Source organism: Catenulispora sp. GP43, assembly GCF_041260665.1.
In the GTDB taxonomy this organism is placed as follows: domain Bacteria; phylum Actinomycetota; class Actinomycetes; order Streptomycetales; family Catenulisporaceae; genus Catenulispora.
Window position 1 is genome coordinate 1 of record NZ_JBGCCT010000036.1, and the last position, 24691, is coordinate 24691.

Annotated in this window: 16 protein-coding genes and 3 pseudogenes; 10 read left to right on the forward strand and 9 right to left on the reverse strand. The window is 70.3% G+C overall.

Translation table 11 applies throughout. The features are described 5' to 3' along the window. Positions 1–456 precede the first annotated feature (456 nt). The 4 genes and pseudogenes from ABH926_RS44870 (at position 457) to ABH926_RS44885 (ending at position 4122) form a co-directional block, all read left to right on the forward strand. Positions 457–1749: a glycosyltransferase gene (locus ABH926_RS44870; protein ID WP_370373055.1), complete on the forward strand. Its 1293-nt coding sequence runs from the start codon at positions 457–459 to the stop codon at positions 1747–1749. Between the two features lie 102 nt (positions 1750–1851). Further along, positions 1852–2175 carry a hypothetical protein gene (locus tag ABH926_RS44875; RefSeq protein WP_370373056.1) on the forward strand — a complete coding sequence of 108 codons (324 nt, stop codon included), beginning with the start codon at positions 1852–1854 and terminating at the stop codon, positions 2173–2175. Between the two features lie 577 nt (positions 2176–2752). Beyond that, a pseudogene (locus ABH926_RS44880) lies at positions 2753–2920 on the forward strand (MerR family transcriptional regulator); the annotation flags it as partial. Positions 2921–3900: 980 nt separating this feature from the next. Continuing rightward, a complete protein-coding gene (locus ABH926_RS44885; protein WP_370373059.1) occupies positions 3901–4122 on the forward strand; it encodes a hypothetical protein in 222 nt (73 codons plus the stop codon). A 59-nt stretch (positions 4123–4181) separates the two neighbouring features. Here ABH926_RS44885 and ABH926_RS44890 read toward each other — a convergent pair. The 4 genes and pseudogenes from ABH926_RS44890 to ABH926_RS44905 all read right to left on the reverse strand — a co-directional run. Then, positions 4182–4559 (reverse strand): annotated as a pseudogene (locus ABH926_RS44890) (ATP-binding protein); the annotation flags it as partial. Then, the gene (locus ABH926_RS44895; RefSeq protein WP_370373060.1) at positions 4481–5779 is read right to left on the reverse strand and encodes a PP2C family protein-serine/threonine phosphatase; all 1299 of its coding nucleotides are present in this window, start codon (positions 5777–5779) and stop codon (positions 4481–4483) included. The pseudogene ABH926_RS44890 and the gene ABH926_RS44895, both read right to left, overlap by 79 nt. 531 nt (positions 5780–6310) lie before the next feature. After that, positions 6311–7990: a SpoIIE family protein phosphatase gene (locus ABH926_RS44900; protein ID WP_370373062.1), complete on the reverse strand. Its 1680-nt coding sequence runs from the start codon at positions 7988–7990 to the stop codon at positions 6311–6313. Positions 7991–8029: 39 nt separating this feature from the next. Next, positions 8030–8719 carry a class I SAM-dependent methyltransferase gene (locus tag ABH926_RS44905; protein WP_370373063.1) on the reverse strand — a complete coding sequence of 230 codons (690 nt, stop codon included), beginning with the start codon at positions 8717–8719 and terminating at the stop codon, positions 8030–8032. Positions 8720–8893: 174 nt separating this feature from the next. Here ABH926_RS44905 and ABH926_RS44910 point away from each other — a divergent pair, with 174 nt between their 5' ends. Next, entirely contained in the window at positions 8894–10411 is a 1518-nt protein-coding gene (locus tag ABH926_RS44910; RefSeq protein ID WP_370373064.1) for a ricin-type beta-trefoil lectin domain protein, read from the forward strand. Between the two features lie 57 nt (positions 10412–10468). Here ABH926_RS44910 and ABH926_RS44915 read toward each other — a convergent pair whose 3' ends face one another. After that, positions 10469–11317 (reverse strand): GntR family transcriptional regulator, encoded by an 849-nt coding sequence (locus ABH926_RS44915; protein ID WP_370373066.1) that lies wholly within the window; start codon positions 11315–11317, stop codon positions 10469–10471. Positions 11318–11544: 227 nt separating this feature from the next. Here ABH926_RS44915 and ABH926_RS44920 point away from each other — a divergent pair. The 3 genes and pseudogenes from ABH926_RS44920 to ABH926_RS44930 form a co-directional block, all read left to right on the forward strand. Next, positions 11545–11820, forward strand: a pseudogene (locus ABH926_RS44920) (ABC transporter permease subunit); the annotation flags it as partial. Beyond that, complete coding sequence (locus tag ABH926_RS44925) at positions 11817–13082, forward strand: 6-phospho-beta-glucosidase (RefSeq protein ID WP_370373067.1); 1266 nt, start codon at positions 11817–11819, stop codon at positions 13080–13082. The pseudogene ABH926_RS44920 and the gene ABH926_RS44925, both read left to right, overlap by 4 nt. Next, positions 13067–14062, forward strand: a complete 996-nt coding sequence (locus ABH926_RS44930; RefSeq protein ID WP_370373069.1) for an N-acetylglucosamine kinase — start codon at positions 13067–13069, stop codon at positions 14060–14062. Before ABH926_RS44925 ends, ABH926_RS44930 begins: the two co-directional genes overlap by 16 nt. A 426-nt stretch (positions 14063–14488) precedes the next feature. Here the strand turns inward: ABH926_RS44930 and ABH926_RS44935 are convergent, their stop codons facing one another. Both ABH926_RS44935 and ABH926_RS44940 read right to left on the reverse strand, forming a co-directional pair. Beyond that, positions 14489–17131: a cell wall-binding repeat-containing protein gene (locus ABH926_RS44935; RefSeq protein WP_370373071.1), complete on the reverse strand. Its 2643-nt coding sequence runs from the start codon at positions 17129–17131 to the stop codon at positions 14489–14491. A gap of 127 nt (positions 17132–17258) precedes the next feature. Beyond that, the gene (locus ABH926_RS44940) at positions 17259–17957 is read right to left on the reverse strand and encodes an aspartate/glutamate racemase family protein (RefSeq protein ID WP_370373073.1); all 699 of its coding nucleotides are present in this window, start codon (positions 17955–17957) and stop codon (positions 17259–17261) included. A 229-nt stretch (positions 17958–18186) separates the two neighbouring features. Between ABH926_RS44940 and ABH926_RS44945 the strand changes: the two genes are divergently transcribed. Next, positions 18187–20172, forward strand: coding sequence for a substrate-binding domain-containing protein (locus ABH926_RS44945; protein ID WP_370373074.1), 1986 nt, complete (start codon positions 18187–18189; stop codon positions 20170–20172). A 58-nt stretch (positions 20173–20230) separates the two neighbouring features. On the opposite strand, the gene ABH926_RS44950 is transcribed toward ABH926_RS44945, so the two are convergent. Then, on the reverse strand, positions 20231–20506 hold the full coding sequence (locus ABH926_RS44950; protein WP_370373076.1) for a hypothetical protein: 276 nt from the start codon (positions 20504–20506) through the stop codon (positions 20231–20233). Between the two features lie 37 nt (positions 20507–20543). Here ABH926_RS44950 and ABH926_RS44955 point away from each other — a divergent pair, with 37 nt between their 5' ends. Further along, positions 20544–21104, forward strand: a complete 561-nt coding sequence (locus tag ABH926_RS44955) for an AAA family ATPase (RefSeq protein ID WP_370373078.1) — start codon at positions 20544–20546, stop codon at positions 21102–21104. Positions 21105–21274: 170 nt separating this feature from the next. On the opposite strand, the gene ABH926_RS44960 is transcribed toward ABH926_RS44955, so the two are convergent. Further along, a complete protein-coding gene (locus tag ABH926_RS44960; protein WP_370373080.1) occupies positions 21275–24640 on the reverse strand; it encodes a fibronectin type III domain-containing protein in 3366 nt (1121 codons plus the stop codon). Positions 24641–24691 lie beyond the last annotated feature (51 nt).

A 24691-nucleotide genomic window follows, 5' to 3' on the forward strand; every position in this document is an offset into this window, starting at 1 on the left:
ATAACAGGGCTAACCCCCCGGCCCCCCCGCCTGGCCCAACCCCCCCCCACCCCCCCCCCGGCGGGGGGCCCCCCCCCCCCCGGGGGGCGCCCCCCGGCCGGCAACCGCGCAGCGACGACGGACCCCGACTTCCACGCGATCCTCGACGTCGCCGCGGACCCCGACGCCGAGGCCGGGCACGCGTCCGGCCCCGAACGCCTGACACAGGTGGCGGCCGCCTGGCCGGTCCTGCACGACCCAGCCAAACGCACCACCCAAGACCGCACCCGCACCCAGGCCCCGCTCACCGCCGACCAGCCGTCATCCACACCCAGACCCCACCACCATCCGGCCCGCACATCCACGTCGGACCCACAATCCGCCCGCACGACAGCAACTGCCCCGCGTCCCGTCGGCGCCCGGGGTGTCCGAGCAAGACCCGGACACCCCGGGCGCCCGGATGAAGGAGCCATTCGCATGCCGCACAGCGTCCCCCACCGCCCGGCCGCCCTGGCGCCGACCCATCGCCCGGCCCGGCCCCGACGCAAGATCGCGATCGTGTCCACCTATCCGCCGCGGGCCTGCGGCATCGCCACCTTCACCGCCGACCTGCGCCGCGGTCTGACGACCGCCGCACCGGACCTGGAAGTGGTGGTGGCCGCGGTGGACCGGGACCGGCTGGCCTACGGCTCGCCCGTGCACACGGTCATCGACCAGGACGACCCGCAAGACTATCCGGCCACCGCCAGCCGGCTGGCCGCCGAAGGCGTGTCGGCGGTCCTGATCCAGCACGAGTTCGGGATCTTCGGCGGCCCCGACGGAGCCTGGATCCTGGACTTCGCCGCCGCCCTGACCGCCGCCGGTATCCCGTACCTGACCACCCTGCACACGGTCGTCTCCCAGCCGACCCCGGGACAGGCACGAACGCTGCGGCAGCTGTGCGGCGGCGCTGCGGCCGTGACCGTATTCACCCCCACCGCGCAGCGCCTGGCCGTCGCAGCCGGCATCGCCGCCCCCGGCCGCATCCACGTCATCGGCCACGGCGCCCCCGACATCCTCTATCCCGCCCCCGCTCGACAGACCGGCCCGAACCTGCGGCCCGAGGTCGCCGCCGCCCTGGCCGGCCTGCAAGGGACGACCCTGGCCAGCACCTTCGGCCTGATCTCCCCGAACAAGGGCCTGGAGGCCGGCATCACCGCCGTCGCCCGCCTCGCGGCCGAACTGCCCGACCTGCACTACCTCATCGCCGGCGCCACCCACCCCGAGATCGCCCGGCAGTACGGCGAGGACTACCGCAACAGTCTTACCGCCCTGGCCGCCGACCTGGACGTAGCTGACCGCATCGTCTTCCTGGACCACTTCCTCACCGACACCGAGATCGCCGCCGTCCTGCACGCCAGCACCGTGTTCCTGACCCCCTACCGCTCGGCCGAGCAGATCAGCTCAGGGGCGCTGACCTTCGCCCTGGCCGCCGGCGTCCCGGCGGTGTCGACCGCCTACCACTACGCGCGCGACATGCTCGCCGACGGCGCCGGCATCACCGTGCCGACCGGCGACGACGAGGCGTTCACCGCGGCGCTGCGCACCATCCTCACCGACCCCGGCCGCCTGGAGGCGGCCACCACCGCTGCCCGCGACACCGGCGACCGCCTGCGCTGGACCACCATCGCCGACCGCTTGGCCGACGTCATCCGCACCGCGAACAGCCGACCCGCCGCTCCCGCCCACGGCAGGCAGCTGCGGCCGGCCGCCGTCTTGAGCACCGCCTAAAGCGCAGGCCCAGCCGAGAAAGCCACATGTCGGTCAGGATCTGCCTCAAGGAGAGGCAAGAGTCCTGATGGGCATGAGCCAGCAGGAAAGGAGCGCGGCATCATGGCAGACACGTCCGCCCCGGAGATCCCTGACGACCTCATCGAGCTCAAGTGCCGCTTCCTGGTTTTGGACGCCCAACAGGCCCGATTCGTCAAGACTCTGCCGGCCTCGACGGACATCGCTGCCGGGAAGGTGCAGCTGAACGACGAGCAGCGTGCCGCCCTGACCGCGATGCAGGTCGAGCTGACTGAACTGGCCGTACAGATCCACCGGCACCCGTTCCTGGTCGCCCTGACACCAGTGCCGGTGGACCGGTATGCGGCAGATCGGGCGGCGACGAAGGCTGCCAGGGCGCAGTTGAATCATGAAGCCCCAGCCGCGTAGGCCGCCATGCCTGGCCCGTCGCCCTCACCTCCCCAAGGCCCCAGACGTCTTGGAGCCATGCACCGGAAGGAGCACACCTCACCCGGCCGCTCTCCAAAATCTGTAGCCGGCGATGTAGACATTCACGGCCCGCGTGGGTATGGTTTCTGTCGTAGGCGAAGCAGTCGATTGGGCGCGACAGACACGAACTGGCGCGAGCAGGACGGCAATAGGGTTCCGAAGCCAGCAGTACCGGCCCAGGGACCGACAGCCGGGAAGAGCCCGGAGCTGCCGAAAAGTACCGCATGTGTAGTACCCGGTCAGTAGGACCCGTAGAGAACAGGAGGAAACACACCATCAGGATCGCCCGGACGGCACATTGTGTCCGGGTGGGCAGGTCAGGCCCCGGATTGGAAGGTGGTCCCCGGTCAGCAGTCCGAGATCCCCGCGCCACGGCATAGGCAAGCGCCCTGCGCGGAAAAGTAAGCCGACGACTCGTCGGTAGGTAGATGGTGTTAATTCCCTCAGGGCCCGGTGCCATACGGCACCGGGCCCCTTACCGCGTTCCAGCGCAGATAAGGTGTATCCGGCCTACACCATGGGCCGGGCCGCCGAGATGATCGGCGCCACGCCCGCCTTCCTGCGGGCACTGGGCGAAGCCAAACTGTTCGTCCCGCTGCGCTCTGAAGGCGGCCACCACCGCTACTCCCGCTACCAGCTACGCCTCGCCGCCCGCGCCCGCGAACTCGTCGATACCGGAACCCCACCGGCTCAACGAGCAACTCCGCCAAGGCACCCAAGCACCCTCCGAGTAGAGCCACAGAAGCGCCGATCCGCACCTGCAGTGGCCGGCGGTCAGGTGCTCGACATTCCGTTAGGGAGAGTCGAGCAGTCGCCACGCCGATCAGACCGTCAAAGCGGCGCGGCGTCCGGCTTCAGCGGTTCCAGGCCGACCGTGCCCTCGGTGGGGCCGCTTTGGATCTGCACCAGGTCGCAGATCTGGTGGACCAGCCACATGCCGTGACCGCCCATTTGGCCGAGGGCGGGCCGGACCCGGCCGATCAGTGGATCGGTGATATGGCCGGCGTCGAGGCTGTGGGCTGTCCTGGACCCGCGTGGACGCCGACAGCAACGCGAGCATCCGATGGTCGTGCTGCCGCGAGCTGATCCGTGATCCAGGCACGCGCGAGCAGCTGCTCGGCTGCCACGACGGCGTCCCCGGTCATGGCTTCGGCCGGCGACTGGACGCTGAACGAAACCATCCACGACATGGCCCACCGCCGCCACCTCATCGTTTCGCCTGCTTGTTCATGTCTCCCGCTCCGCTTCTCTCCCGTGCTGCGGGCCGTTGTACCCAGGCGCCGCACCATCAACCGGTGGTTTCTCACGCCAGATGCCGCGAAGCTTTGAGGCTAGTCAGGAACAGCACGGAACCGCTGGTGAGGAGCGTATTGACGCCTCATCCGGTCCGTGGCCGCGACCTGATCAAAGTTGTGCGGGCGTACGGGCGGCTCCTTCATCCGGCTGCCCGGGCGTCCGGGTCGGACCCCCACGCGCGTGCATCGGTGGACACCGGTCAGTTGCTGTCGTCCTGTCAACACCTCGTGAATGTTGAGCACGTTGCACCTCGGGAAAATTGACCCCGGCGTGTTTCTAGGCCGCGTTCTGGCGACCGCGGACGGGGGTGAGGCCCGCGTGGTCGGAATCGACTTGGGCCAGGCAGTAGCGAGTCTTACGATCAAGCCCATGAGCAGCACTCCGGAGTCCTGGACCGTTCGCCACTTCTCCCAGGCCAACCCCAAAGGCCCGGGCTGCGATAGTGTGCCGGCGCTCTTGCGGAGGCTGGCAGATTCGATCGAGGCACTGGGCCCGGTTGAGGTTCAGGATGTCGTAATCCAGTCGGAGATGACCGAGTTCGGATCCTGGCGGTCGGGCACGGTCTACTTCCACCTGTCCGAAGACGACTGAGCACGGATCGCGGCGCCGATGAGTAAGGCCGGGCCAGGGCCGCTGCCGTGACGTGCTGCCTAGTCGCGGCTGGCGCGGTCCTTGGCGAGGAGTCCGCGGCGGGCACGGGTCCGGTAGGAATCGCCGGTGAGGGTGAGAACCTCGGCGTGGTGCACCAGACGATCGATCATGGCCACGGCGACAACGTCATCGGAGAACGTCTCACCCCATCGCCCGAAGGGCAGGTTCGAGGTGACCATGACGGAGCCCTGCTCGTATCTTGAGCCTATGAGCTGGAAGAACAGGTTCGCAGCATCCTGATCGAACGTGGTGTAGCCAACTTCGTCGATGATGATCAGCCGGTAGCGGCGGATCTTCTTCAGCTCGGCTTCGAGCCGTCCGGCCTGGTGGGCGTCCTGGAGTCGGGTAATCCAGTTGCTGGCGGTGTCGAACAGCACCTGTCCCTGATCGACTCCGCTTGTCTCGACGGCCCTCCACCGCCATCCGGCTCGGCGCCGATCACGTCTCGCCCGCGCGGCGTGGCGACGACGGCCGATTCGGGTCCGTGCCATACCGAGGTCCGTCGGATCGCCACCAGCGCGGCGTCGTCGTCACGCTGGCCGCCCGCATAGGCCAGCAGATCCCGGCGAAGGTGGTTCACCAAGGCCTCGGGAGCCGCGTCGGCCCAGCGTGCCGCGCGTTCAGCCAGGGGGTAGAAGGCGCCGGTGGAGTCGCGCGCCTCGGTGACTCCGTCGGTGAGGAGCAGCAGGGTGTCGTCGACGTCGAACGGGATGGTCACGGTGGAGACGGGACTGAGGGCCATGGCCTGCAGGCCCAGTGGCGGAGCGGCCTCCGCGCCGCCCACCACCACGGCCTCGCCGTGCCGCAGTCGCAGCGGCGACGGATGGCCGCAGTCGGTCAGGTACGCCAACGGCTCGTCGTCGGGGAACTCCAGCAGCAGCGCGGTGATGAAGTGCTCCCCGGTCTCGTCGCCGGACGCGGCGAAGTCGAGCAGGTAACGCTGGACGTGCCGGTCCAGGACACCAGCCAGTTCGGTCAGGTCAACCGCGCGTGCTGCGACCAGGCGGAACGCGCTGAGCAGCAGGGCCGCCTCGCCGACCGCGGCCAAGCCCTTGCCGCGGACGTCTCCGATCAGCAGCCGTGTCGCATGCGGGGTGCGGGTGGCGGTGTACAGGTCACCGCCGATCTGCGCCTCGTCCTCGGCGGCCAGGTAAGTGCTGGCGATGTGCAACGGCCCGATGTGGTCCGGCAACGGCCGGAGCAACGCCCGCTGCGCGGCCTCGGCCACGGATCTGACCTGCGCGAGCTGGCGGGCGCGGCGCTCGCGGACGACCGTGAAGACGACGATCAGGACCGTCAGCACCGTCAGCGCGACGATCTGGGCGATGTGGTTGCTGGTGGTGAGCCCGCCGTGGAAGACGGCGATCACCACCTGCGCCGCGACGGCGAGCGCGCCGATCCCGGCCGTCGCCAGGGCGCCGGCGAGCGAGGGCGCCAGCGCGGGCGCTATGACCAGGAGCGGGCCCAGGTGGATGTCGGTGGGAGACCGGAGGTCGACCGTCGCGATCACCACGATGAGCGCGACGGGAAGCAGCAGCAGCACCCGGCTGCGCTGCCCCGGCCAGTCGCCATCGGTCCACCGGGAGCGGACACCCATGGTTCAAATGTGCTCTGAACCTGGGCCCCGCGCATGTGCGCCGCCGCCGGGCAGTCGGTCTTCCACTCGGCCGGCCTCACCCGCGCGGCGGTGCGCAGGCAGTAGAGCCGGCAGAACCGGGGGCACAGGTCCGCTGGAGGCAACCTCCAGGTCGTCCATTCTTCAACGAGGCCGGTCGGCCCGGAATCCGGAGGCAGCACCATGAGCGTCGGCTACGACCAGACCCCGCACAGCGAGGTCGCGCTGGCCGAGGCGGCTTCAACAAGTTCGAGGGCAAGATCCACGTCGACGGCACCCATCCGGAGCACAGCAGCTCCGGGGCTGAGGGTGCCGAGAAGTTCATCCCCGCTGGTCATCGGCTCGTGGTCGTGCCAGTCGAGCGGCGATGAGCCCGGGAGGTTGGTCTTTTGGCTGGGCACAGCTGATCGGCGCAAAGGCTGACGGACTTCAACAAGGAAGCCTGGGGTTCGAGTGCGGTGCTCCCGACAGGATTCGAACCCGCGACCATCGGAATAGGTGGTCGTGATCTTGTCAACTATCAGTGATGGCCAGCTCGAACCACACCACTTTGCCGTGCGCGGTCCGGCTGGCGCCCCAGCGCTGAGCCAGTCGGCTGACCAGGAACAGTCCGCGGCCGTTCTCGTCGAGATCGCCGGCCTCGAGCAGGATCGGGAGGTAGTGGTCGTCGTCGCGCACTTCGCACAGCAGGGTGCTGGTGTGCAGCAGCCTCAGCTCGATCGGGCCGGTGGCGTAGCGGATGGCGTTGGTGACCAGTTCGGTGACCAGTAGCTCCGCGATGTCGTGGAGCTCGCTCAGGGACCAGCCGGCCAGGGTCTGACGGATCAGCCTGCGGGACCGGGCCACCGCCGCCGGACGGGGGCTGAGCAGCCAGTGCGCCACGTCCGAAGCAGCGACTCTGGACAACCGCGCGGCCAGAACGGCGACGTCGTCCTCGTGCCTGTCGGGATCAATCGTGCCGATGAGCGCGTCGCACAGCGCCTCGGGGTCGGTCGTCGCCGGTCTGGCCAGCCGCAGACTCTCGGCCAGGGCCTCGATCCGCCCCCCTATGTCGTCTCCGCGCGCCTCGACCAGGCCGTCGGTGTACATCAGCAGCGTGTCGCCGTCGCGGATCGGGATCCGCACGGTGTCGAAGGCGACGCCGCCGACCCCGATCGGCGCGCCGGACGGAACCGCGACCGGCTCGACGCCGCCGCCGCGGCGCACGATCAGCGGCGGGAGGTGGCCGGCGTTGGCCAGCTGGCAGATGCCGGCGATCGGATCGTAGACCACATACATACAGGTCGCCAGGTGATCGTCGCCCATGCGCTGAGCCAGGTTGTCGAGTTGGCGCAGCAGTTGGTCCGGCGGCAGATCCAGGGCCGCCAGCGTCTGCACCGCGATGCGCAGGTGGCCCATCGCCGCGGCCGAGCGCACGCCGTGCCCCATGACGTCGCCGATCACGATTCCGACCCGGCTTCCGGACAGCGCCATGGTGTCGAACCAGTCGCCCCCCACCTCGACTTCCGGATTGCCCGGCAGGTAGCGGTGCGCCACCTCGACGCCGGTGAGCCCGGAGGGCGCGGACGCCGACACGGCCCGCTGGAGCTCGGCCGTGGTGGCCTGCTGACCCCGGTACAGACGGACGTTGTCGATGCTGAGCGCGACCTGCGCGGCGAGCTGTCCGATCGTCAGCACGTCGGCGTCGTCGAACCGGTGCCGCTCCGGCCGCCGCGTCACCGCCACACAGCCGAGCACGCGACCGCGGACCGACAACGGCACCGCCAGGTAGGCGCGGCCCGCCACCAGCGGGATCAGGTCGCGGGTACCGTGGTCGAGCGCCATGGCGGCGGCTTGAGCCGGCGCCACGCTCGGCACATACACCGGCAAGCCCGTCGCCATCGCCTCGTGGCACGGGCTGGTCGCGTACATGATCCGGACCGCACCCTCCGGCATCACTTCGCGCCAGCGCCCGGGCGGATCGTCGTCGGCGACGGCCACCCGACGCATCAGACTCACAGCAGTGGCGTGCGGCGACAACGGTGCCGGGGCACCGTCCACGAACAGGGCGTCCAGCAGGTTGATGGAGGCGAAGTCCCCCAAGCGGGGCACCAGGGCTGCCGCGAACTGCTGGGCGATCGCGACCATGTCGACGCCCGTGCCGATCGCCTCAGTCGCCTCCTTGAGGAATTTCAGGTGGTCGTGCACGTCCACATGCCCACGTCCCTGGTCACGCCGAACTCGATCCCCCCTCTAGGGATCACCGCCGTCCGCGCGACGGCACAAGTAGAACAATTGAACCTCTGGCCCGGCCTCCGAGGTTTCCGGGGCGTAGGACATCGTCCGCGCCGGCTCGACGATGAAGCCCGAATCCTGCAGGATCGACCGAAGCTCGTCCCGCAAATACCCCGTCACCCGGATGCGGCCGCCCAGAAACGGGATCGGGACGTCGTCGATGTCGGCCTCGACCATGGCCAACGCCATGAGCCCCTGCGGCACCAGGATATCGCGCAGCAGCCCCAAGGCATCGCGCAGTCTGGCGCGCGGCAGGTGCAGCAGCGAGAAGAAGGCCGTCACACCGTCGAATCGACCGAACTCCGGCGCCAGGTCCAGAACGTCGCCCAGGACGAACCGGGCCTGAGGGACGTTCGCCTGCGCGATCTCGAGCATCCGCGGAGAGATGTCCAGACAGGTGACCTCACATCCGGCGGAAACGAGCTGTCGGGCGGTCGGCAGCCCGGTGCCGCAACCGACGTCCAGGACGTGTGCGCCCGCCGGCAGTTCCTCCAGGAGGGTCTCGGCACACGCGACCTGCCCTTCCTTATGAGGAAAGGCCTCGTCGTAACGCGCGCCGATGGCATCGTAGGCGCGCGCCTGGACGGCCTCGCGCTCGATCCAGGCGGCGTCCCTGTGAGCCTGCGGGTGCAGTCTCTGCACAACCATGCGCACCCCATGGTTCACACGGCGGACGTCCGGAAATACTCGCAGGTCAATTCTAGACGCGGTCCGCGCCGACGGCACCAAGCCCCCCACGCGGCCGGCTGCGGTCGAACTTTCGACAGCTCGGAACGCCACTGGTATTGACCACTGGTATTTACCAGTCGCATGATGTCCGCCATGACAACCCCCCACCGCGGGCGCCGGATCATGGCCATGGCCATGACGACCGCCGCCGCCGCGACCCTCACGGTGGCCTCCGGCGCCGCCTTCGCCAGCAACGCGCATCAGCTCAGACCGGTTGCCGCGGGCGCGACCGCGGACGCGGCCGGGCCGCTTCAGGTCCAGGAATGGCTGTATCCGGGTCCTGTCGGGAACGTCACCTGCTCCGCTCCGGCCGAGTACGCGGACGGTCGCGTTCAGAAGGGTGTGCTCAAGGCCGAGTACATCGACATCGATGGGTCGGGCGATCCTGAGACGCTGTTTGCGAGCAATCCCGCCTATGCGTGCAACGGCTACAGCGCTGCGAATGTCGCCGACGTCAAGGCGCACTCGGCTCAGCAGTACGTCACGGTCTCGCTCGCCGATCTGTCGTCCGAGGAGGCGTTGACCGGTTCGCCCGCCAAGACTGCCGCCGCGATATCGGCGATCACCTCGTTGGTGAAGAGCATCGGGTTCACCGGGGCTGATGTCGACTTCGAGAACTACTGGTCGTGGGTCGGCGACGACCAGGCCAACTACTACAACTTCCTGACGCGGCTGGCCGCGAGCCTGCATGCCAGCGGGCTCAAGCTGCAGGTCGAGGGGCCGCCGGACACCACTACCGGGTTCAACTACGGCACGGTCCTGGCCGACGGGGTCGACCAGGTGGTCATGATGGCCTACGACGACGAGTACCAGTCGCCGGTGGGCAGTACCTGCCTGGCGTTCTCCCCCTACTCCTGGATGCAGGACCTGCTCAGCGGGGCGCTCGCGCAGATTCCGGCGGCGCAGCGGTACCGCTTCGTCGCCGGGCTGCCGGCGGAGGCGTACACGGCGACGGCCAAGTGCCAGACCATCGTCGGGAATCAGACCGTTGCGGACATGGCCAAGGCACCCGGCTACTCGACCGACCCCGCGGTCATCGCCTCGCGCCGCGACCCCGGTTCCGGCGAGATCCGCTGGAGCTCGGGCGGTGCGTTCTACGACTACGTCGACCAGACCGCGTTGGACTCCAAGCTGCAGTTGGTACGGAACCTGGGCATCTCCACCATCTCAGTGTGGACGCTCGGCGGTGGCAACGCCTGGTTCTCCGCCAACGCGCTGAACGCTGTGGGCCCGACCACTTACGTGGGGACCGCGAGCAACCGTTGCCTGGACATGCCGAGCAGCGCCAACCAGACCCGCGCGGACGTCTACGACTGCGACGGCTCGGCGAACCAGAGCTTCGTGCACGCCACCGACAACTCACTCCAGGTCCTCGGCAAGTGTCTGGACGCGCAGGGGCGCAAGACGGCCCCCGGAACGCCCGTGGTCCTGTACACCTGCAACGGGCAGACCAACCAGCAGTGGGCGTGGCGCTCGGACGGCACGTTCGTCGGCGTCCAGTCCGGCCTGTGCCTGGACGTCACCGGCGGCGCGGTCGTCGCGCCGAACGGGACGTCCATGGAACTGTGGCCGTGCACCGGTCAGTCGAACCAGGCGTGGACCGCGCGCTAGGACTGGTCAGCGACATTAGAACTGGTAAGCAAGATGTCGCGTCGGTCTGGGCTCCGCCTAGGCCGGCGCGGCGAAGTACGGGTCGGCGGGCATCCCCGCCCCGGCGTCCCCGGTGCCCGTGGCCCACTGACCGGCCAGCACCCGCCCGCCGCCGCGGCTCTTGGCCAGTGACAGCCGGGACACCACGCGGTACCGGTCGCCCCGGTACACCGAGTGCGCGAACTCCACGACCCGGCCGTCGGCGTCCTCGGTGACCCGCTCGAACAGCAGCGCCGGGAAGTGGACGGGTACGCCGAGCAGCCCGGCCTCCTCCTCGTCGGTGACGGTCGGCTCGATGGTCTGCACCGCGTCGGTCACACCGATCCCGTACCGCGTCTCCAGAAGCTCGTAGAAGGAGTTCTCCTCCAGGTCCCGCGCGGTGATGCCGGGCACCAGGCGCTCGGGCAGGTACAGCGTGTCCACCGACATCGGCTCGCCGTCGACCAGGCGCAGGCGGACCACGCGCAGCACCGGCGCCGAGGGCGCCAGCCGCAGCCGGCGGCCGACCCGCGCGCCGGCGCTGATCGCGGTGAAGCTGACGGTGCGGCTGCTCCAGGTCCCGGTCACGCCGGCGACGGCGTGCGCCGTGTGCGGGTTCTGCGGCGCCGGGGCCAGGTTCTGCGCGATCTTCGGCCGGGCCACGAACATGCCCTGCCCGTGCCGCTTGACCAGTAGCCCGTCGCGGACCAGGTCCTCGGCCACCGCCCGGACCGTCGGCCGGGAGACCGACAGCTGCGCGCACAACTGACGCTCGGAGGGGATCGCCTGGCCCGGTTCGGCGGTCTCCACCAGGTCGAGCAGGTGGTCGCGGACACGATCGCGCTTGGCATGCCGCGATTGCGCCGACGCCGGGACCCTGCCGTCCATGTCACTGCTCCTTCGTGCGCGGTTGCCTCCGGGGCGGGCGCGAACGACCCCGAACCAGTTCATGGTGCCGTACCGGGGGCCACTGGTCAATCTCTTGTGCAACTGGTAAACGAACTGGTAAATATTCGCGAACCACTCCTCACGCGATCGAGGTATGCATGAACAGACCACGCAAGGTCGGCTCCCTGGCGGCCGTACTGTGCGCCGGCGCGGACGACACCACCCCGGTGACCATCCCGCAGGAGTACCTGGACGCGGCCCGGATCGACGGCTGCGGGGAGGTCAGGGTCGTGTTCCGGGTGGTGGTCCCGATGACGCGGCCGGCCATCGCGGCGGTCGCGCTGTTCCAGTTCTTCTCGGCCTGGAACGACTTTGGCCTGGCCGTGGAGTGGAACCTCACCATCGCCGCCACGCTGATCGCCATGGCCCCGGTGATCATCGTGTTCTTCCTCGCCCAACGCGCCTTCATCGAGGGCGTCACCATGACAGGAGTCAAGGGTTGAAGATCGTCGTCGTCGGTGGCGGTTCCACCTACACCCCCGAACTGGCGGACGGGTTCGCCCGGCTGTACGACCGGCTCCCGCTCGACGAGCTGGTGCTGGTCGACATCCCGGCCGCCGCCGAGCGGCTGGAGCTGGTCGGCGGCGTCTCGTCGCGCATCTTCGGCCGGCTGGGGCATCCCGGCCGGGTGCTGACGTCCACGTCCCTGGACGAGGTCCTGGACGGCGCCGCCGCGGTGCTGCTGCAACTGCGGGTCGGGGGCCAGGCAGCCAGGCACAGCGACGAGACGTTCCCGCACCTGTGCGGCTGCGTCGGCCAGGAGACGACCGGGGCCGGCGGGCTGGCCAAGGCGCTGCGGACGGTTCCGGTTGTCCTGGACATCGCCGAGCGCGTCCGCCGGGCAGCTCCGCAGTCGTGGATCGTCGACTTCACCAACCCGGTCGGCATCGTCACCCGCGCATTGCTGGACGCCGGACACCGCGCGGTCGGTCTGTGCAACGTCGCCAAGGGCTTCCAGCACACGTTCGGGGACTGGCTCGGCGTGGACGCCGAGTCGGTCCAGCTGGACCACGTCGGACTGAATCACCTGACATGGGAGACCGGCGTGCGGGTGGACGGCGTGGACGTGCTGCCCAAGCTGCTCGCCGAACACGCCGACAGCCTGGCCGCACGTTGCATGCTGCCGGTGGACATGCTGCGCGGGCTCGGCGTGATCCCGTCCTACTACCTGCGCTACTACTACGGGCACGATCGGGTGGTCGCCGAGCAGCGCGGCACGCCGTCCCGGGCCGAGGAGGTGACCCGGCTGGAGCGCGAACTCCTGGAGATGTACGCGGATCCGGCGCTGGACACCAAGCCGGAGCTGCTCGGCGAGCGCGGCGGGACGTACTACTCCGAGGCCGCGGTGGAACTGGTCGGCGGGCTGCTGCGCGACACCGGCTCGACGCAGGTGGCCAACGTGCGCAACGGCGGCACGTTGCCGTTCCTGAAGCCGGAGGCGGTGATCGAGGTGCCGTGCCGCGTCGGCGACAACGGCGCGGTGCCGCTGCCGGTGACCCCGCCGGAGCCGCTGTACGCCGGGCTGATCGCGCATGTGGCGGCTTATGAGGAGCTGGCCGTGCGCGCCGCGGTCGAAGGCGGGGTCGAGCGAGTCGAGGCGGCACTGCTCGCGCATCCGCTGATCGGGCAGGCCGATCAGGCCCGGCAGCTGGCGTCCGAGCTGGTCGCGGCCAACGGCGCGCACCTGCCGTGGGCGACGGCGTGACGCCGCTGCTGCTGGCCGTCGACGGCGGGAACAGCAAGACCGACGTGCTGCTGGCCGACGCCGACGGCCACGTCCTGGGGCGGGTGCGGGGCGGGCCGTTCCGGCCGCAGGTGACCGGGGTCGGAGCGGCGCTCGACGGGGTGGATGAGCTGATTGCCCAACTGATGGCAGGCTCGGCGGCCGTCGCACGGCTCTCAGCGTTCGTCGCCGGCGCCGACCTCCCGTCCGAGGAGCGCGACCTGGCCGCGGCCGTCGCCGCACGCGGCTGGGCCGAGCGGGTCGACGTCGCCAACGACACCTTCGCGGTGCTGCACGCCGGCTCCGAGAGCGGATGGGGTGTCGCAGTGGTCTGCGGTACCGGGATCAACTGTGTCGGACTGGCTCCGGACGGCCGGACCGCGCGCTTCCCGGCCCTCGGCGCCATCTCCGGCGACTGGGGCGGCGGGATCGACCTCGGCGCCGCGGTCCTGTGGCACGCCGCGCGCGACGAGGACGGCCGCGGTCCGGCCACCGCACTCGCGGCCGGGGTGCGAAGCCACTTCGGCCGCGACACGGTCGCCGCGGTGACGGAGGCGCTGCACACCGGCGCGCTCGACACCGCCGCGCTGCCCGGCCTGACGCGGCCGCTGTTCGCGGCGGCGTCGGCCGGCGACCCGGTGGCGCTGTCCCTGCTCGACCGGCAGGCCGACGAGATCGTCGCCATGGGGGTCACGGCGTTGCGCCGGCTGGCCCTGCACGAGCAGCCGGTCGAGGTGGTGCTCGGCGGCGGAATCCTGGCCGCCGGCCACCCCCGCCTGGCCGAGCGGGTCGCCGCAGGTTTCGCCACGGTCGCACCCGGCGCGGTGCTGCGCACGGTCCACAGGCCGCCGGTGGTGGGTGCCGCGTTGCACGCGTTGGCGACGCTGCATACGGCCCCTGAAACGCTACGGGCTGCCCGCTCGCGCCTGCTCGACGCCTGCCAGGCCGAGGAGGCGGCATGAGCAAGGAGCTGAGCCGGTGGGCCGATGCCACGATCTTTCCCGGGTTCTCCGGGACGGTTGTTCCCGACTGGCTGAAGCGGCGGATCGCCGAGGGCATCCGGGGCGTGGTGCTGTTGCGGTTGGTCCAGGCCGCGAGCCGGGTCGAGGTGCTGCTCGGCGGGCCGCTGACCGGCCCACCTCTGGTCATCGAGGTCGCCGACGAGCCCACCCCGGCGATCGGCGAGACCGGTTGGGGCCTCGGCCTCGGACGACTGCTGGCCCGGCGCCGTCCTGGCCCTGATCGCGGCGCGGCCCGACGCGATCCTCGTCGAGATGGGACTCCCCCACCACCGAGCCGCGCCGGGGGCGGCGTTCATCGGTACCCGCGGGACGTCGCGCGTCAGCGCGCTCGCGGCGGTGGAGGTGCTGATGGGCGACTGGTGATCGTCAGCCGAGTTGGCCGCCGAGCACCGTGGCGATCTGGTTCACGACCTCCTGGCCGATGGCGTTCGCCCCACCGAAGACCTCCACGCCGTGCAGCGTCGACGACCACCCGTGCAGCGTCACGAGCAGACCCGGGTCCGCGGACTCGGTGCCGGTGAGCAGCAGCGGCTGGCGGGCGTTGGCGGCGAACGCGCCTCCGGTCAGCGCGTCCGGGAAGTTGTAGGCGTAGGCGACGCCGACGCCGGTCGGGGCCGAACCCGTGGTGTGGACGACCGCGGCGGCGACGTCTTCGGCCGTCGCGAACCGGTCGGGGCCGGCCAGGCGGTTCACCGTCTTCGCGGCGGTCTTCAGCGTTCCCACGGCGGTCACGGCCGCGCCGCCCACCGCGTCGACGGTCTTGTGTCCGGCCAGGAAGGCGGCCGTGGCCGGGTCCAGTGTGGGGCCGTCGGACAGCACGATCGGGGCGTCGCGCACCGCGCCGAGCGGTCCCGCCGCCAGAGCGTCCGGGAAGTCCTTGCCGGTGGCGACGATGGCCTCGGGGGTCGGACCGAAGGACGCGGCGATCTGGAGTGCGGTCTGGAATCGGTCGCCGCCGCCGTAGCGGACCACGGTGTACCCCGCGCTGCGCAGCGACTTCTCGATGTCGGGCGAGACCGCGCTCGCGCCGCCGAGGACATAGACGATCTTGTGGGTACCGGGTCCTCCCAGGACGCGATCGATCTCGGCGCGTGTGGCGGTGTCGAGCCTGGACGGGTCGGTGAGCAGCAGCGGGCCGTGGAAGTGGGCTGCCAAGGGGACTCCGGCCAGCGCGTCGGGGCTGGCGTCGCCGCGGGCGAGGACGACCGACGCGGCCGCTCCGTCCCGCCACTGCGCCTGCGACGCCAGGCGTCCGGTGTCATAGCGATCGGTGCCACCGATGCGGCGGACAGTGGGTTTCACAGGCGGCTTCGGCTGAGGGGGCGTCGGCGGCGCGGGAGGCACCGTGATGGTGACGTTTTGGGACGCGCTGCCGGTCCAGCCGTACTGATCGGTGACGGTGATCGTGACGTTGTAGGTGCCCGATGCCGCGTAGGGGTGGACGAAGGTGCCGAACGCGGTCTTCTGCGTCACGGGTGCGGAGCCGTCCCCGAAGGTGGCCGTGGCCGATACCAGCGTTCGACCGGTGTCCATGGACTCCGCGAAGACCGACCCTTGGGGGATGTCAGTGCCGGGGCCGCCCGGAGCGACGTAGATGTCCGGCGTGAAGGTCTCCGGCTGCACCCAGGTCTGGGTCGTCGTCGAGAAGGTGGAGCCGCCCGCGTCGGTGACTTCGACCTTGACCGTGTAGGTGCCGTCCGCCTTGTAGGTGTGGACAGCATCCGGCGAGGTCTGCGGACCGGTGGATTCGCCGTCGCCGAAGAAGACGTCGTAGCTGACGACAGGTGACCAGGACGGCCCGACGCTGACGTTCATCGTCTCGGTGCGGTAGTCCTGCGGCGTGATCCCGCCGGATCCGGACACCTGGATCCAGGGCGTGACGGGGCGGCTGAACTCGAAGGCGCCACGATCCGCGTAGCTGACCGGCCCGACACCCGTGTCCGCGACCTCGGGGTCGTCGACTCGTGCATCGCCGCTGATGTCTGCCGACGGCTCGTCGCGCGCGCCGGAATCGGCGGAGTCGATGGCCGGCGAGCCGGTGACCAGGTCGTATTCCGGCCGTTGACGGCCGGCACCGGGGGCCGGCACAGGCGACCAGAAGCCGGGGTCGGCGGTCAGATCGTGGCTGCCACCGCCCGCGGTGTCGAAGGCGGCGGCATCAGCGTAGGGACTGCCGTTCCACCGCACCACCGGGCCGCCGGGGGCCGCCGTGGTGAGGATGTTGTAGCCGACCTTCACGGTGCCGGAAGCGGAGAGGTCCAGGGCGATGCCGACCCGGGAGCCGAGCGTCGTCGCCTGGCTCGCGATGTCGTTCTCGACGCCGACGTCCGAGGACGTGCCGGTCACCGCGATGGAGCTGCCGCCGTTCCCGTCGAGGGTGTTCGACACGACGTCGACGGTGCCGGAGTCGGCGACCGTGATCCCGCCGCCGTCGTCGGCCGCGACGAGATCGTCGGCGATGACGACGTCGGAGGACCCGGTCACACTGATTCCGGGGCCCTTCGCCCCCGCGATCTCACCACCGGTCACCGTGGCGCCGGTGACTCCGTCCAACCGCAGCGCGGGGATCGTCGGGTCCGGCGCCGCCACGCCGGACTGGGAGTCCCCCAAGCCGGGACGCGTCAAAGTGACGTTCTGCGACGCCCGGGCGATCACGGCCTCGCCCGCGGTGCCGGCGATCTTCACATTGCTGAGCGTCACGTCATGCTGATGATCGATCAGCACCCCGTAGGGTCCGCCGGTGATCGACGCCGCGATGCCGCTCAGGGTGACGCCGGATTTCGTGACGTCGATCCCGCCCTGGAACTGTCCGATGAGATTCAGTGTGGTTCCGGCGGTCACCAGAGGCGAGGCGAAAGCCCCTGCCACCGTGCAAAAGGGCACAGCCGCGTTACCAGGGCTCGAAGGCTTGTCCGAGCACGTCGAACGCCCGGGCTCGACGAGCACCGTGTTCCCGGCGGCATGCGCCGTCACCGGGGCGAGCCAGGCCACCAGCGTCGAGCCGGTCACCGCGAGCACAGAAATACGCCGAGCACGCATACGAAAGCCCCCACCCACCGAGAACCCGCCGAATAGGGCTCGGCGTCCATGATCGGCGAGACGAGCCGATTGATTTTCTTCGCCGCTCGGAGCGGTGTCAACTGTGCGGCTCGAGCGCCATGTCGAGCGCCGCCCGGCAATGCAGCGCGGTGGTCGGGAAGATGGGAACCGCGAGGTCGTCGATCCGGACGCTGAGTTCGAGCTCAGTGCATCCCAGGACGATCCCGCGGGCTCCCCGGGCCACCAGCCGCTGCCCGATCTCGATCAGCAGGTCGCGCGATTCCCGGGTCACGACACCGACGCAGAGCTCGTCGTAAATGATCCTCTGCACCTGCTGGCGGTCCGCCTCGTCCGGGATCAGCGACTCCACCCCGCCGGCCGAGAGGCGCTGCCGGTAGAAGTCCTGCTCCATCGTGTAGCGAGTGGCCAGCAGGCCGATGCGGTCGAGCCCGGCGGCCCGGACCGCCCGCGCCGTGACGTCGCCCAGGTGCAGCACCGGGCAGCCGACCGCCGCCGCGACCTGGTCGTAGACCTTGTGCATCGTGTTGGTGCCGATCATGATCAGCTCGGCGCCCGCCGCCTGGAGCGCCCGGGCCTCGGCGGCCAGCACGTCGCCGGACGCCGCCCAGTCGCCGTTCTGCTGCATCTGCTCGATCGGCGCGAAGTCCACCGACGAGACGACCACCCGGGCCGAGTGCAGACCGCCCAGACGCTCCTGGACGCCCTGGTTCAGGAGCCGATAGTACTCGGCGGTCGATTCCCAGCTCATGCCGCCGATCAGGCCGATTTTCCGCATGGGTCAACGGTGGACCGCCGCGGGATCTTGCCGCAACTCGAGAACGGACAGCGGCGATGAGGGCGGTACGGGCGACGCGCTTCGTTCCACCATCCGATGTCCGGCGTTCAGCCCTGGCTGGAGCCGCACCGTCGGGGTCCTTGTACCGTCGCCGCCAGCCGGGACGATACAAGGCTCTTACATGGGGGGACGTACGTTGGTGTCCAAGTTTCGCCCGGCAGTGTGCCGGGTGGCTTCAGCCGTCCTGGCATTCTGCTTCTTCGCGGCCGGGGTGGGCCCGGCGCCGGCGAGCGCGGCGGCGTACGTGCCCATCACCGGAGCCGGGTCGACGTGGGTCGGGAACGCGATGAACCAGTGGACGTCGCAGGTCGCGCAGCAGGGGGTTCAAGTCTCCTATGCCGGCACCGGGTCGACTGACGGCCGGATCCAGTTCCGCGGCGGATCGGTGGACTTCGCGGTCAGCGACGTTCCGTACGGCCTGGTCGACAAAGGGGTCGTCGATCCGCTGCCCGCGCAGCCGTTCGCCTACGCCCCGATCGCCGGGAACGGCCTGGCCTTCATGTACCACCTGACCTCCGGCGGGCATGAGATCACCGGTCTGCGGCTGGACCCGGTCACCGGCGCCAAGGTCTTCACCGGTGTCATCACCACGGGGAACGATCCTGAGATCGCGGGCGAGAACCCCGGCGTCGCGCTCCCGGCACGGGAGATCGTGCCGGTGGTGCGCTCGGACGGGGCGGGGACCTCCGCGCAGCTGACGGCGTGGTTCGCGAACCAGCCCTCGCTCGCGCCGATCTGGAACGCGTACTGTGCGGCGAGCGGTCGGGCAACGCCTTGCGGCCAGACGTCTTACTACCCGGTGCCGTCGTCGGCCGGCGCGCATTTCGTGGCGCAGTCGTTGGACACCGGCGTCGCCGATTACGTCGCCCAGCCCAGTTCGGAAGGCGCGATCACCTATACCGGGTACTCCTACGCGCTTCAGTCCGGTTTCCCTGTAGCGAAGCTGCTCAATGCGGGCGGAGCGTATGTCCTGCCGGCTGCCGGCAACGTCGCCGTCGCGCTGCAGAGCGCGAGGGTGGATGCTCAGGGGCTCGCCGACGTCAGCCGTGTCTACACGAGCGGGGATCCGCGTGCTTATCCGCTGTCGAACGTCAGCTACATGATCGTCCCGCTGTCGACGGCGGCCCCCTTCACGACCGCCAAGGGCCTGACCCTGGGCACGTTCGCCGACTACGCGCTGTGTCCGGGCCAGCAGACACTCGCCCAGCAGGGATCCGCGCCGCTGGCGCCGTCGATCGTGCAGACGTCGCTGGCCACCATCGCCAAGGTGCCCGGAGCCGGTGACAACGCGAGCCCGGCCTGCACGGATCAGACAGCCGCGCTGATCGCGGACACGCCGCAACCACCACCGTGCGACATGGCCGGCAGCACGGTCTCCTGCACCACCGGCGCGAATCCGGTGCCCGCGCTCGCGATCTCGCCCGGCGGCGCGGCGCACCAAGGCGACCCGGTGTCCTTCACCGCGACCGTCGACCCCGGCCTCGCCGGAACGTTCACACTGGCCGTGACAGCAGGGCCGCAGCCCGCGACGCCCTTGACGTTCGCGGACGTCGACGGCACCGGGAACTTGGTGCTGACCACCCTCGCGGCGGGCAGCTACGAGTTCGTCGTCTCGTTCACCCCCAGCGGCGGCCCGGCGTGGACCACGTCGAGCCAGCCGGTCGACATCACCATCGCACCGATCAACCATGCCCCGGTGGAGACGGTGACCACGGTCCTGCCGCCGGGCGCCCTCGCGATCGCGGTCTCCGGCGCCCCGACCGTGGTGCTCCCCGACACGGTCCTGAACCCCGCGGGCGACCTCTTCCAGACGACAGGTGCCCTGACCCCGATCGTCGTCACCGACAACCGCGCGGCCTCCCCCGGCTGGACGGCCACCGCCACGGTCACCGACTTCAGCGACACGGCGGGCCACTCCTTCGACGGAGCGAACCTGGGCTGGACCCCGTCGGTCATCGACACATCACCCGCGCAGACGGTCACGGCGGGTCCAAGCGTCGCGCCGAACGCGAACGGCGGGTTGAAGGCCGGCACGACCCTGGCGAGTTGCAGCGGGCTCGGCACCGTGCACCTCGGTGCGGCGCTGCAGTTGGACGTGCCCACGAGTACGATCGCCGGGACGTACACGGCGACGATGACGTTCACGGTGTTGTGAGCTGCGGATGGTCGCCCACGGTCGGCCGTAACCCGCTCCGCACCGACTCGAAGCTGGTTCAGCGCAAAGCGATGAGTCCTGCGTCAGTCGGCCTGAAGCCGCAGGCCTCGAAGGAGAAGGGGCGCAGATCCGGTTCGAAAGCGCCGCCATCCCAGGCGACGTTGACGAAGCCGACCAGGGCGGTGGCCTTTCGAGCGCAGACCCAGCCGAGGCTGTGACGATGCACTCGTGTGTGCCAGTCGGTGGCCGTCTGGCCGTGACCGAAGGCCTCCGCGTGGAGGGCGTTGACTGCTGCGTTGTCAAAATCACCGCGCCACTGATACGTGATCGTCATGGTCGCATCGTAGGTCGCTGCCGCCTAAAGGAGTTCCATGCCCCGCTTCATCCTGACCGGCACGCCGGGCTCGGGCAAAACGGCCATCCTGCGCCGGCTCGAACTGGACGGTCTGGCCGTCGTCGAGGAAGCCGCCACCGACGTCATCTCCCTCAACCAGGCCCGCGGCATCGACGAACCCTGGTCCGGTCCCGACTTCATCGACGAGATCGTCGCGTTGCAGCGACGACGCCAGCTCACCATCGGCGAGCACCAGATCGGACCGGTCCTGTTCGACCGGTCCCCGATCTGCACCTACGCCCTGGCCCTGTTCCTCGGCCACCCCGTCGGACAGTGCCTCGCCGCCGAACTCGACCGCATTCGTGACCAGGCGATCTACGACCGCCGTGTCTTCTTCGTCAAGAGCCAGGGCTTCATCGCCCCGACAGCCGCTCGGCGCATCAGCCTGGACGACGCGCTCCGCTTCGAGGCGATCCACGCCGAGGCATACCGCTCCATGGGCTACAACCTCGTCACCATCGAACCCGGCCCGCTAGACACCCGCGCCGCCCAGGTACGGGCCCTGGTATCACCGTCAGTGCGGCCCTCTTCCCGGTGAAAAGCACAGCAGCGGTCGGCGGCAGGCAGCGCCCTCCCGGCGAGGCGCGCCTTACCGCCGACTACTGTCACCGGGCACCGAGCACCCCCACCCAGCCGAAAGCCGGCGAGCAGGGGGGCACTGCTCACCGGCTCCCGGCCGTCAGTCAGCTCAGCTCAGCTCAGCTCAGCTCAGCTGTGCTTGAACACCACGGTCTCCGCCAACCACACCGTCGACCCACCAGTCCCGAACGTGCCCGCCGCCGTGGCCCCGGCGCCCGGAACCTGGTCCTCCACCAGCGCCTCCATATCCCCGGTGTTCGAGATGTCGACCCGCTGCGTGAACCCGCCGCCGGCGCTGAGCACATCACCGAACCCGGAGTCGGCATAGAAGCCCACTGCCAACTCCCCGGCCGCCGAGGCAGCCGCCGTCGCGCCGGAGGAGACCGTGGCTGCCGCGCCAGTGGTGCCGGTGGCGTGTGCCTGGGTGTCGACCGCTGCGAGCCCGGCCGCCGCCGACAGGCCCGAGTACTCCAGAGCCGCCAGGCCGATCGCGGCGCCGCCCGAGGACGCCTTTGCCGTCACCGTCGGCTTCGTGCCCCCGCCGCCGGTGATCGGGGCGCTCCACACGCTCATCTCCGTATGGTCGGAGGCGGTGAAGTGGCTGATCTCGGTATAGGTATCACCCGCGGTATCGGTAACCGCCGTGGCGGTGGCCGACGAGGTGTTCCACACGCCGACCTCCACAACCAACCGGTCGCCGACAGTGATAGGCGCCCCGAGCGTGACCGCCGCCGAGGAGGCGCTCGGCACATGCGTCGAAGCCTGCTGCACGAACACCGGCGCCGCCACATTCGTCGGCACCACCGCGTTCGACGGCGCCGAGGCCACTCCGGTGCCCGCCGAGTCGGTCGCGCTGACCGTGAACGTGTAGCTGGTCCCGTTGGTCAGGCCGCTGATGGTCGCCGACGTCGCCGGCGGCGTACCGGTGACGGTGGTCGGCGTCAGGGCGCTGCCGTTGGCATACGGCGTCACCGTGTACGAAGTGACCGCAGCCGCGCCGGAAGCCGGGGCGGTCCAGGAGACCGTCGCCGACGACGGCCCGGCCGTGGCGGTGACCCCGGTCGGCGCGCCCGGCACGGTCGGCGCCGCCGCGCTCAGGTGCACCGTGGCCGCGACCGACGGCACGCCGGCCTTGTTCACGATGAACAGCATGTAGTCACCGGGCGGCGCGATCGCGCCGCCGGCCGGCGCCTGCACCGACAGGGTCCCGTCGCCCGCGGTGAACGACAGCGGCACGAAGTGCTGGTCCATGTCCGACTGGTGGGTGTCGGCGGCGTAGGAGACCAGGTTCACCGAGGCGATCGAGGCCGCGTCCGGGGTCGTCACCGTCATCGCAGCACCGTACTGCGCGGAGCCGGGACCTGCGGTGATCGTCGGGCGCGGGCCGTTGAACAGGTACGAGGGCGAGTACACCTGGCTGTTGTACTGGCCCGGGTCGCTGGTGCTCTCCTCATGGCCGCCGCCGGCGATCAGCACGGTGCCGTCCGGCTCCAGCACCGCGGTCGAGTGGTAGTTGCGCGCCGCCGCGATCGAGCCGATCGTCGTCCACTGCTTCGTCGCCGGGTCCCAGATCTCCGCCGGCAGCACGCCGGAGGTCACCGTGTCCTGGTTCGAGGTCGGCTCCCCGCCGATGGCCAGCACCCGGCCGTCGGCCAGCATGGTCAGCGTGTGGTAGACCCGCGGGTAGTTCATCGGCGCGACCGGCTGCCAGGTCGGCGTCGCCGAGGTCAGGTCGATGGTGGCGGCCCCGGCGACCGCGGTGGTGGTGGAGGTGACGCTCGGCGAGCCGCCGCTGTACAGGATCTGGCCCGGCCGGTACATCACCGACGAGCCGTTCTTCAGGCCGCTGGCACCGACAGACGTCCACGTCTGGGCGTTGGCGTCCAGCCAGTAGGAGACGTCCTCGGACGGGCCGATCGTGAACACCTTGCCGTTGGGCGCCAGGTAGGAGAACGGGTACTCCTCCTCGTGCACCTGCGAGGTGTTGATCGCCGACAGCTCGGTCCAGGTGTTCGCGACCGGGTCGTAGATCTCGGGGGTGTCGGCCCAGACGTTGGCGCCGCTGGAGTTGCCGCTGATGGCGACATACCGGCCGTCCGGCAGCTCGGTCAGGTCCGGATACCAGCGTGGCAGGTGCATGTCGGCGACGCGGGACCAGGTCTGGGTGGCGGGGTTGAAGATGGTGGTGTCGACGATCCCGAGGTTGCCGGTCGAGGAGGCGCCGTAGCCGCCGACCACCAGCACCCGGCCGTCGGGCAGCTTGGCATTGCCGGCACAGAAGATGCTGGAGGGCGCGGTGATCTCGGTATAGGTGCCAGCGGCGGGGTCGTGGAGGTAGGTGGGCTCCGGCGTCTCCCAGCCGTCCCACTGCAGGTCCTTGCCGTCATCGAGCACCACCGAGTGCACGGCCACGATCGGCGAGGTCTGCAACGGCCCGAACTGCCCGGCCGGCACCGGGTCCGGCACCACCGAGTTCGACGGCTGCGACACCGGGCCGGCGCCCACAGCGTTGGCCGCACTGACGGTGAAGGTGTACGGCACGGCATTACTCAGCCCGGACACGGTCACCGACGGCGTCGGCGGCGTACCGGTCACCACGGTCGGGGTACCGGGGACGCCGTCGGCATAGGGCGTGACGGTGTAGGAGGTCAGCGGCGAACCGCCGTCCGGCGGCGCGGTCCAGGTCAGCGTCGCCGAAGCGCTTCCGGCCACGGCCGCCAGACCGGTCGGAGTACCGGGCACGGTCGCGGTGCCGGAGTTCTCCGCCTTGAGCACCACGGTCGCGGCAAGCCAGACAGTGCTTCCGCCGGTACCGAACGCGGCGTTCGGGGTGGCGCCGGCCGCGGAGGTCACCGCGTCCTCGACCGCGACCTCCATGTTGCCGGCGTTGGAGACGTTGGCCCGGCCAGTGAAGCCCGAGCCCGGCGTGATGGTGTCGCCGAACCCGGAGTCGGCGTAGAAGCCGAGCGCGAGCTCACCGGCGCCAGTGGTAGCCCCAGTAGCGCCGGACGCCACCGTCCCGGCCGCGCCGGTCTTCCCGGTGTTGTGGGCCTGTACGTCCACCACCGAGGCGCCGCCGGCCGAGGACACGCCCGAGTACTCCAGCGCCGCGACCCCGACGTCGGCGGTCGAGGTCGGCTTGGCCGTCACGGTCAGCGCACTGCCGCCGCCGGCGGTGACCGGCGCGGTCCACACGCTCAGCTCGGTGCCGTCGGAGGCGGTGAAATGGGTCAGCTCGGTGTAGGCGTTCCCGGCCGAGTCCGTCACCGAGCCGGCGGTCGCCGCCCCGGAGCTCCACACCCCCACCTCGACGATCATCCGGTCCCCCGCCGTGACGGCGGCGGCCGGCTTCGCCGACAGGGTACTGACGTTCGACGCGTGCGCCGTGGCCTGCTGCACGAAGCTCGGCGCGCCTCCTGAAGCCGCTGCGGGCGCGGTCGCTGATCCGACCGCGCCCAGGACCGTCACCACGGCCAGCGCTAGTGATGCCTTCACGTTCCCCCCACCTGTCGACGGCACGGCCGCTCGGCCGCGTGCGTTCAGAAT

Coding starts and splice junctions, on each gene's coding strand:
- ABH926_RS44870 (WP_370373055.1), top strand. CDS start 457: ATGCCGCACAGCGTCCCCCACCGCCCGGCCGCCCTGGCGCCGACCCAT.
- ABH926_RS44875 (WP_370373056.1), top strand. CDS start 1,852: ATGGCAGACACGTCCGCCCCGGAGATCCCTGACGACCTCATCGAGCTC.
- ABH926_RS44885 (WP_370373059.1), top strand. CDS start 3,901: ATGAGCAGCACTCCGGAGTCCTGGACCGTTCGCCACTTCTCCCAGGCC.
- ABH926_RS44895 (WP_370373060.1), bottom strand. CDS start 5,779: ATGGGTGTCCGCTCCCGGTGGACCGATGGCGACTGGCCGGGGCAGCGC.
- ABH926_RS44905 (WP_370373063.1), bottom strand. CDS start 8,719: ATGGTTGTGCAGAGACTGCACCCGCAGGCTCACAGGGACGCCGCCTGG.
- ABH926_RS44910 (WP_370373064.1), top strand. CDS start 8,894: ATGACAACCCCCCACCGCGGGCGCCGGATCATGGCCATGGCCATGACG.
- ABH926_RS44915 (WP_370373066.1), bottom strand. CDS start 11,317: ATGGACGGCAGGGTCCCGGCGTCGGCGCAATCGCGGCATGCCAAGCGC.
- ABH926_RS44940 (WP_370373073.1), bottom strand. CDS start 17,957: ATGCGGAAAATCGGCCTGATCGGCGGCATGAGCTGGGAATCGACCGCC.
- ABH926_RS44950 (WP_370373076.1), bottom strand. CDS start 20,506: ATGACGATCACGTATCAGTGGCGCGGTGATTTTGACAACGCAGCAGTC.
- ABH926_RS44955 (WP_370373078.1), top strand. CDS start 20,544: ATGCCCCGCTTCATCCTGACCGGCACGCCGGGCTCGGGCAAAACGGCC.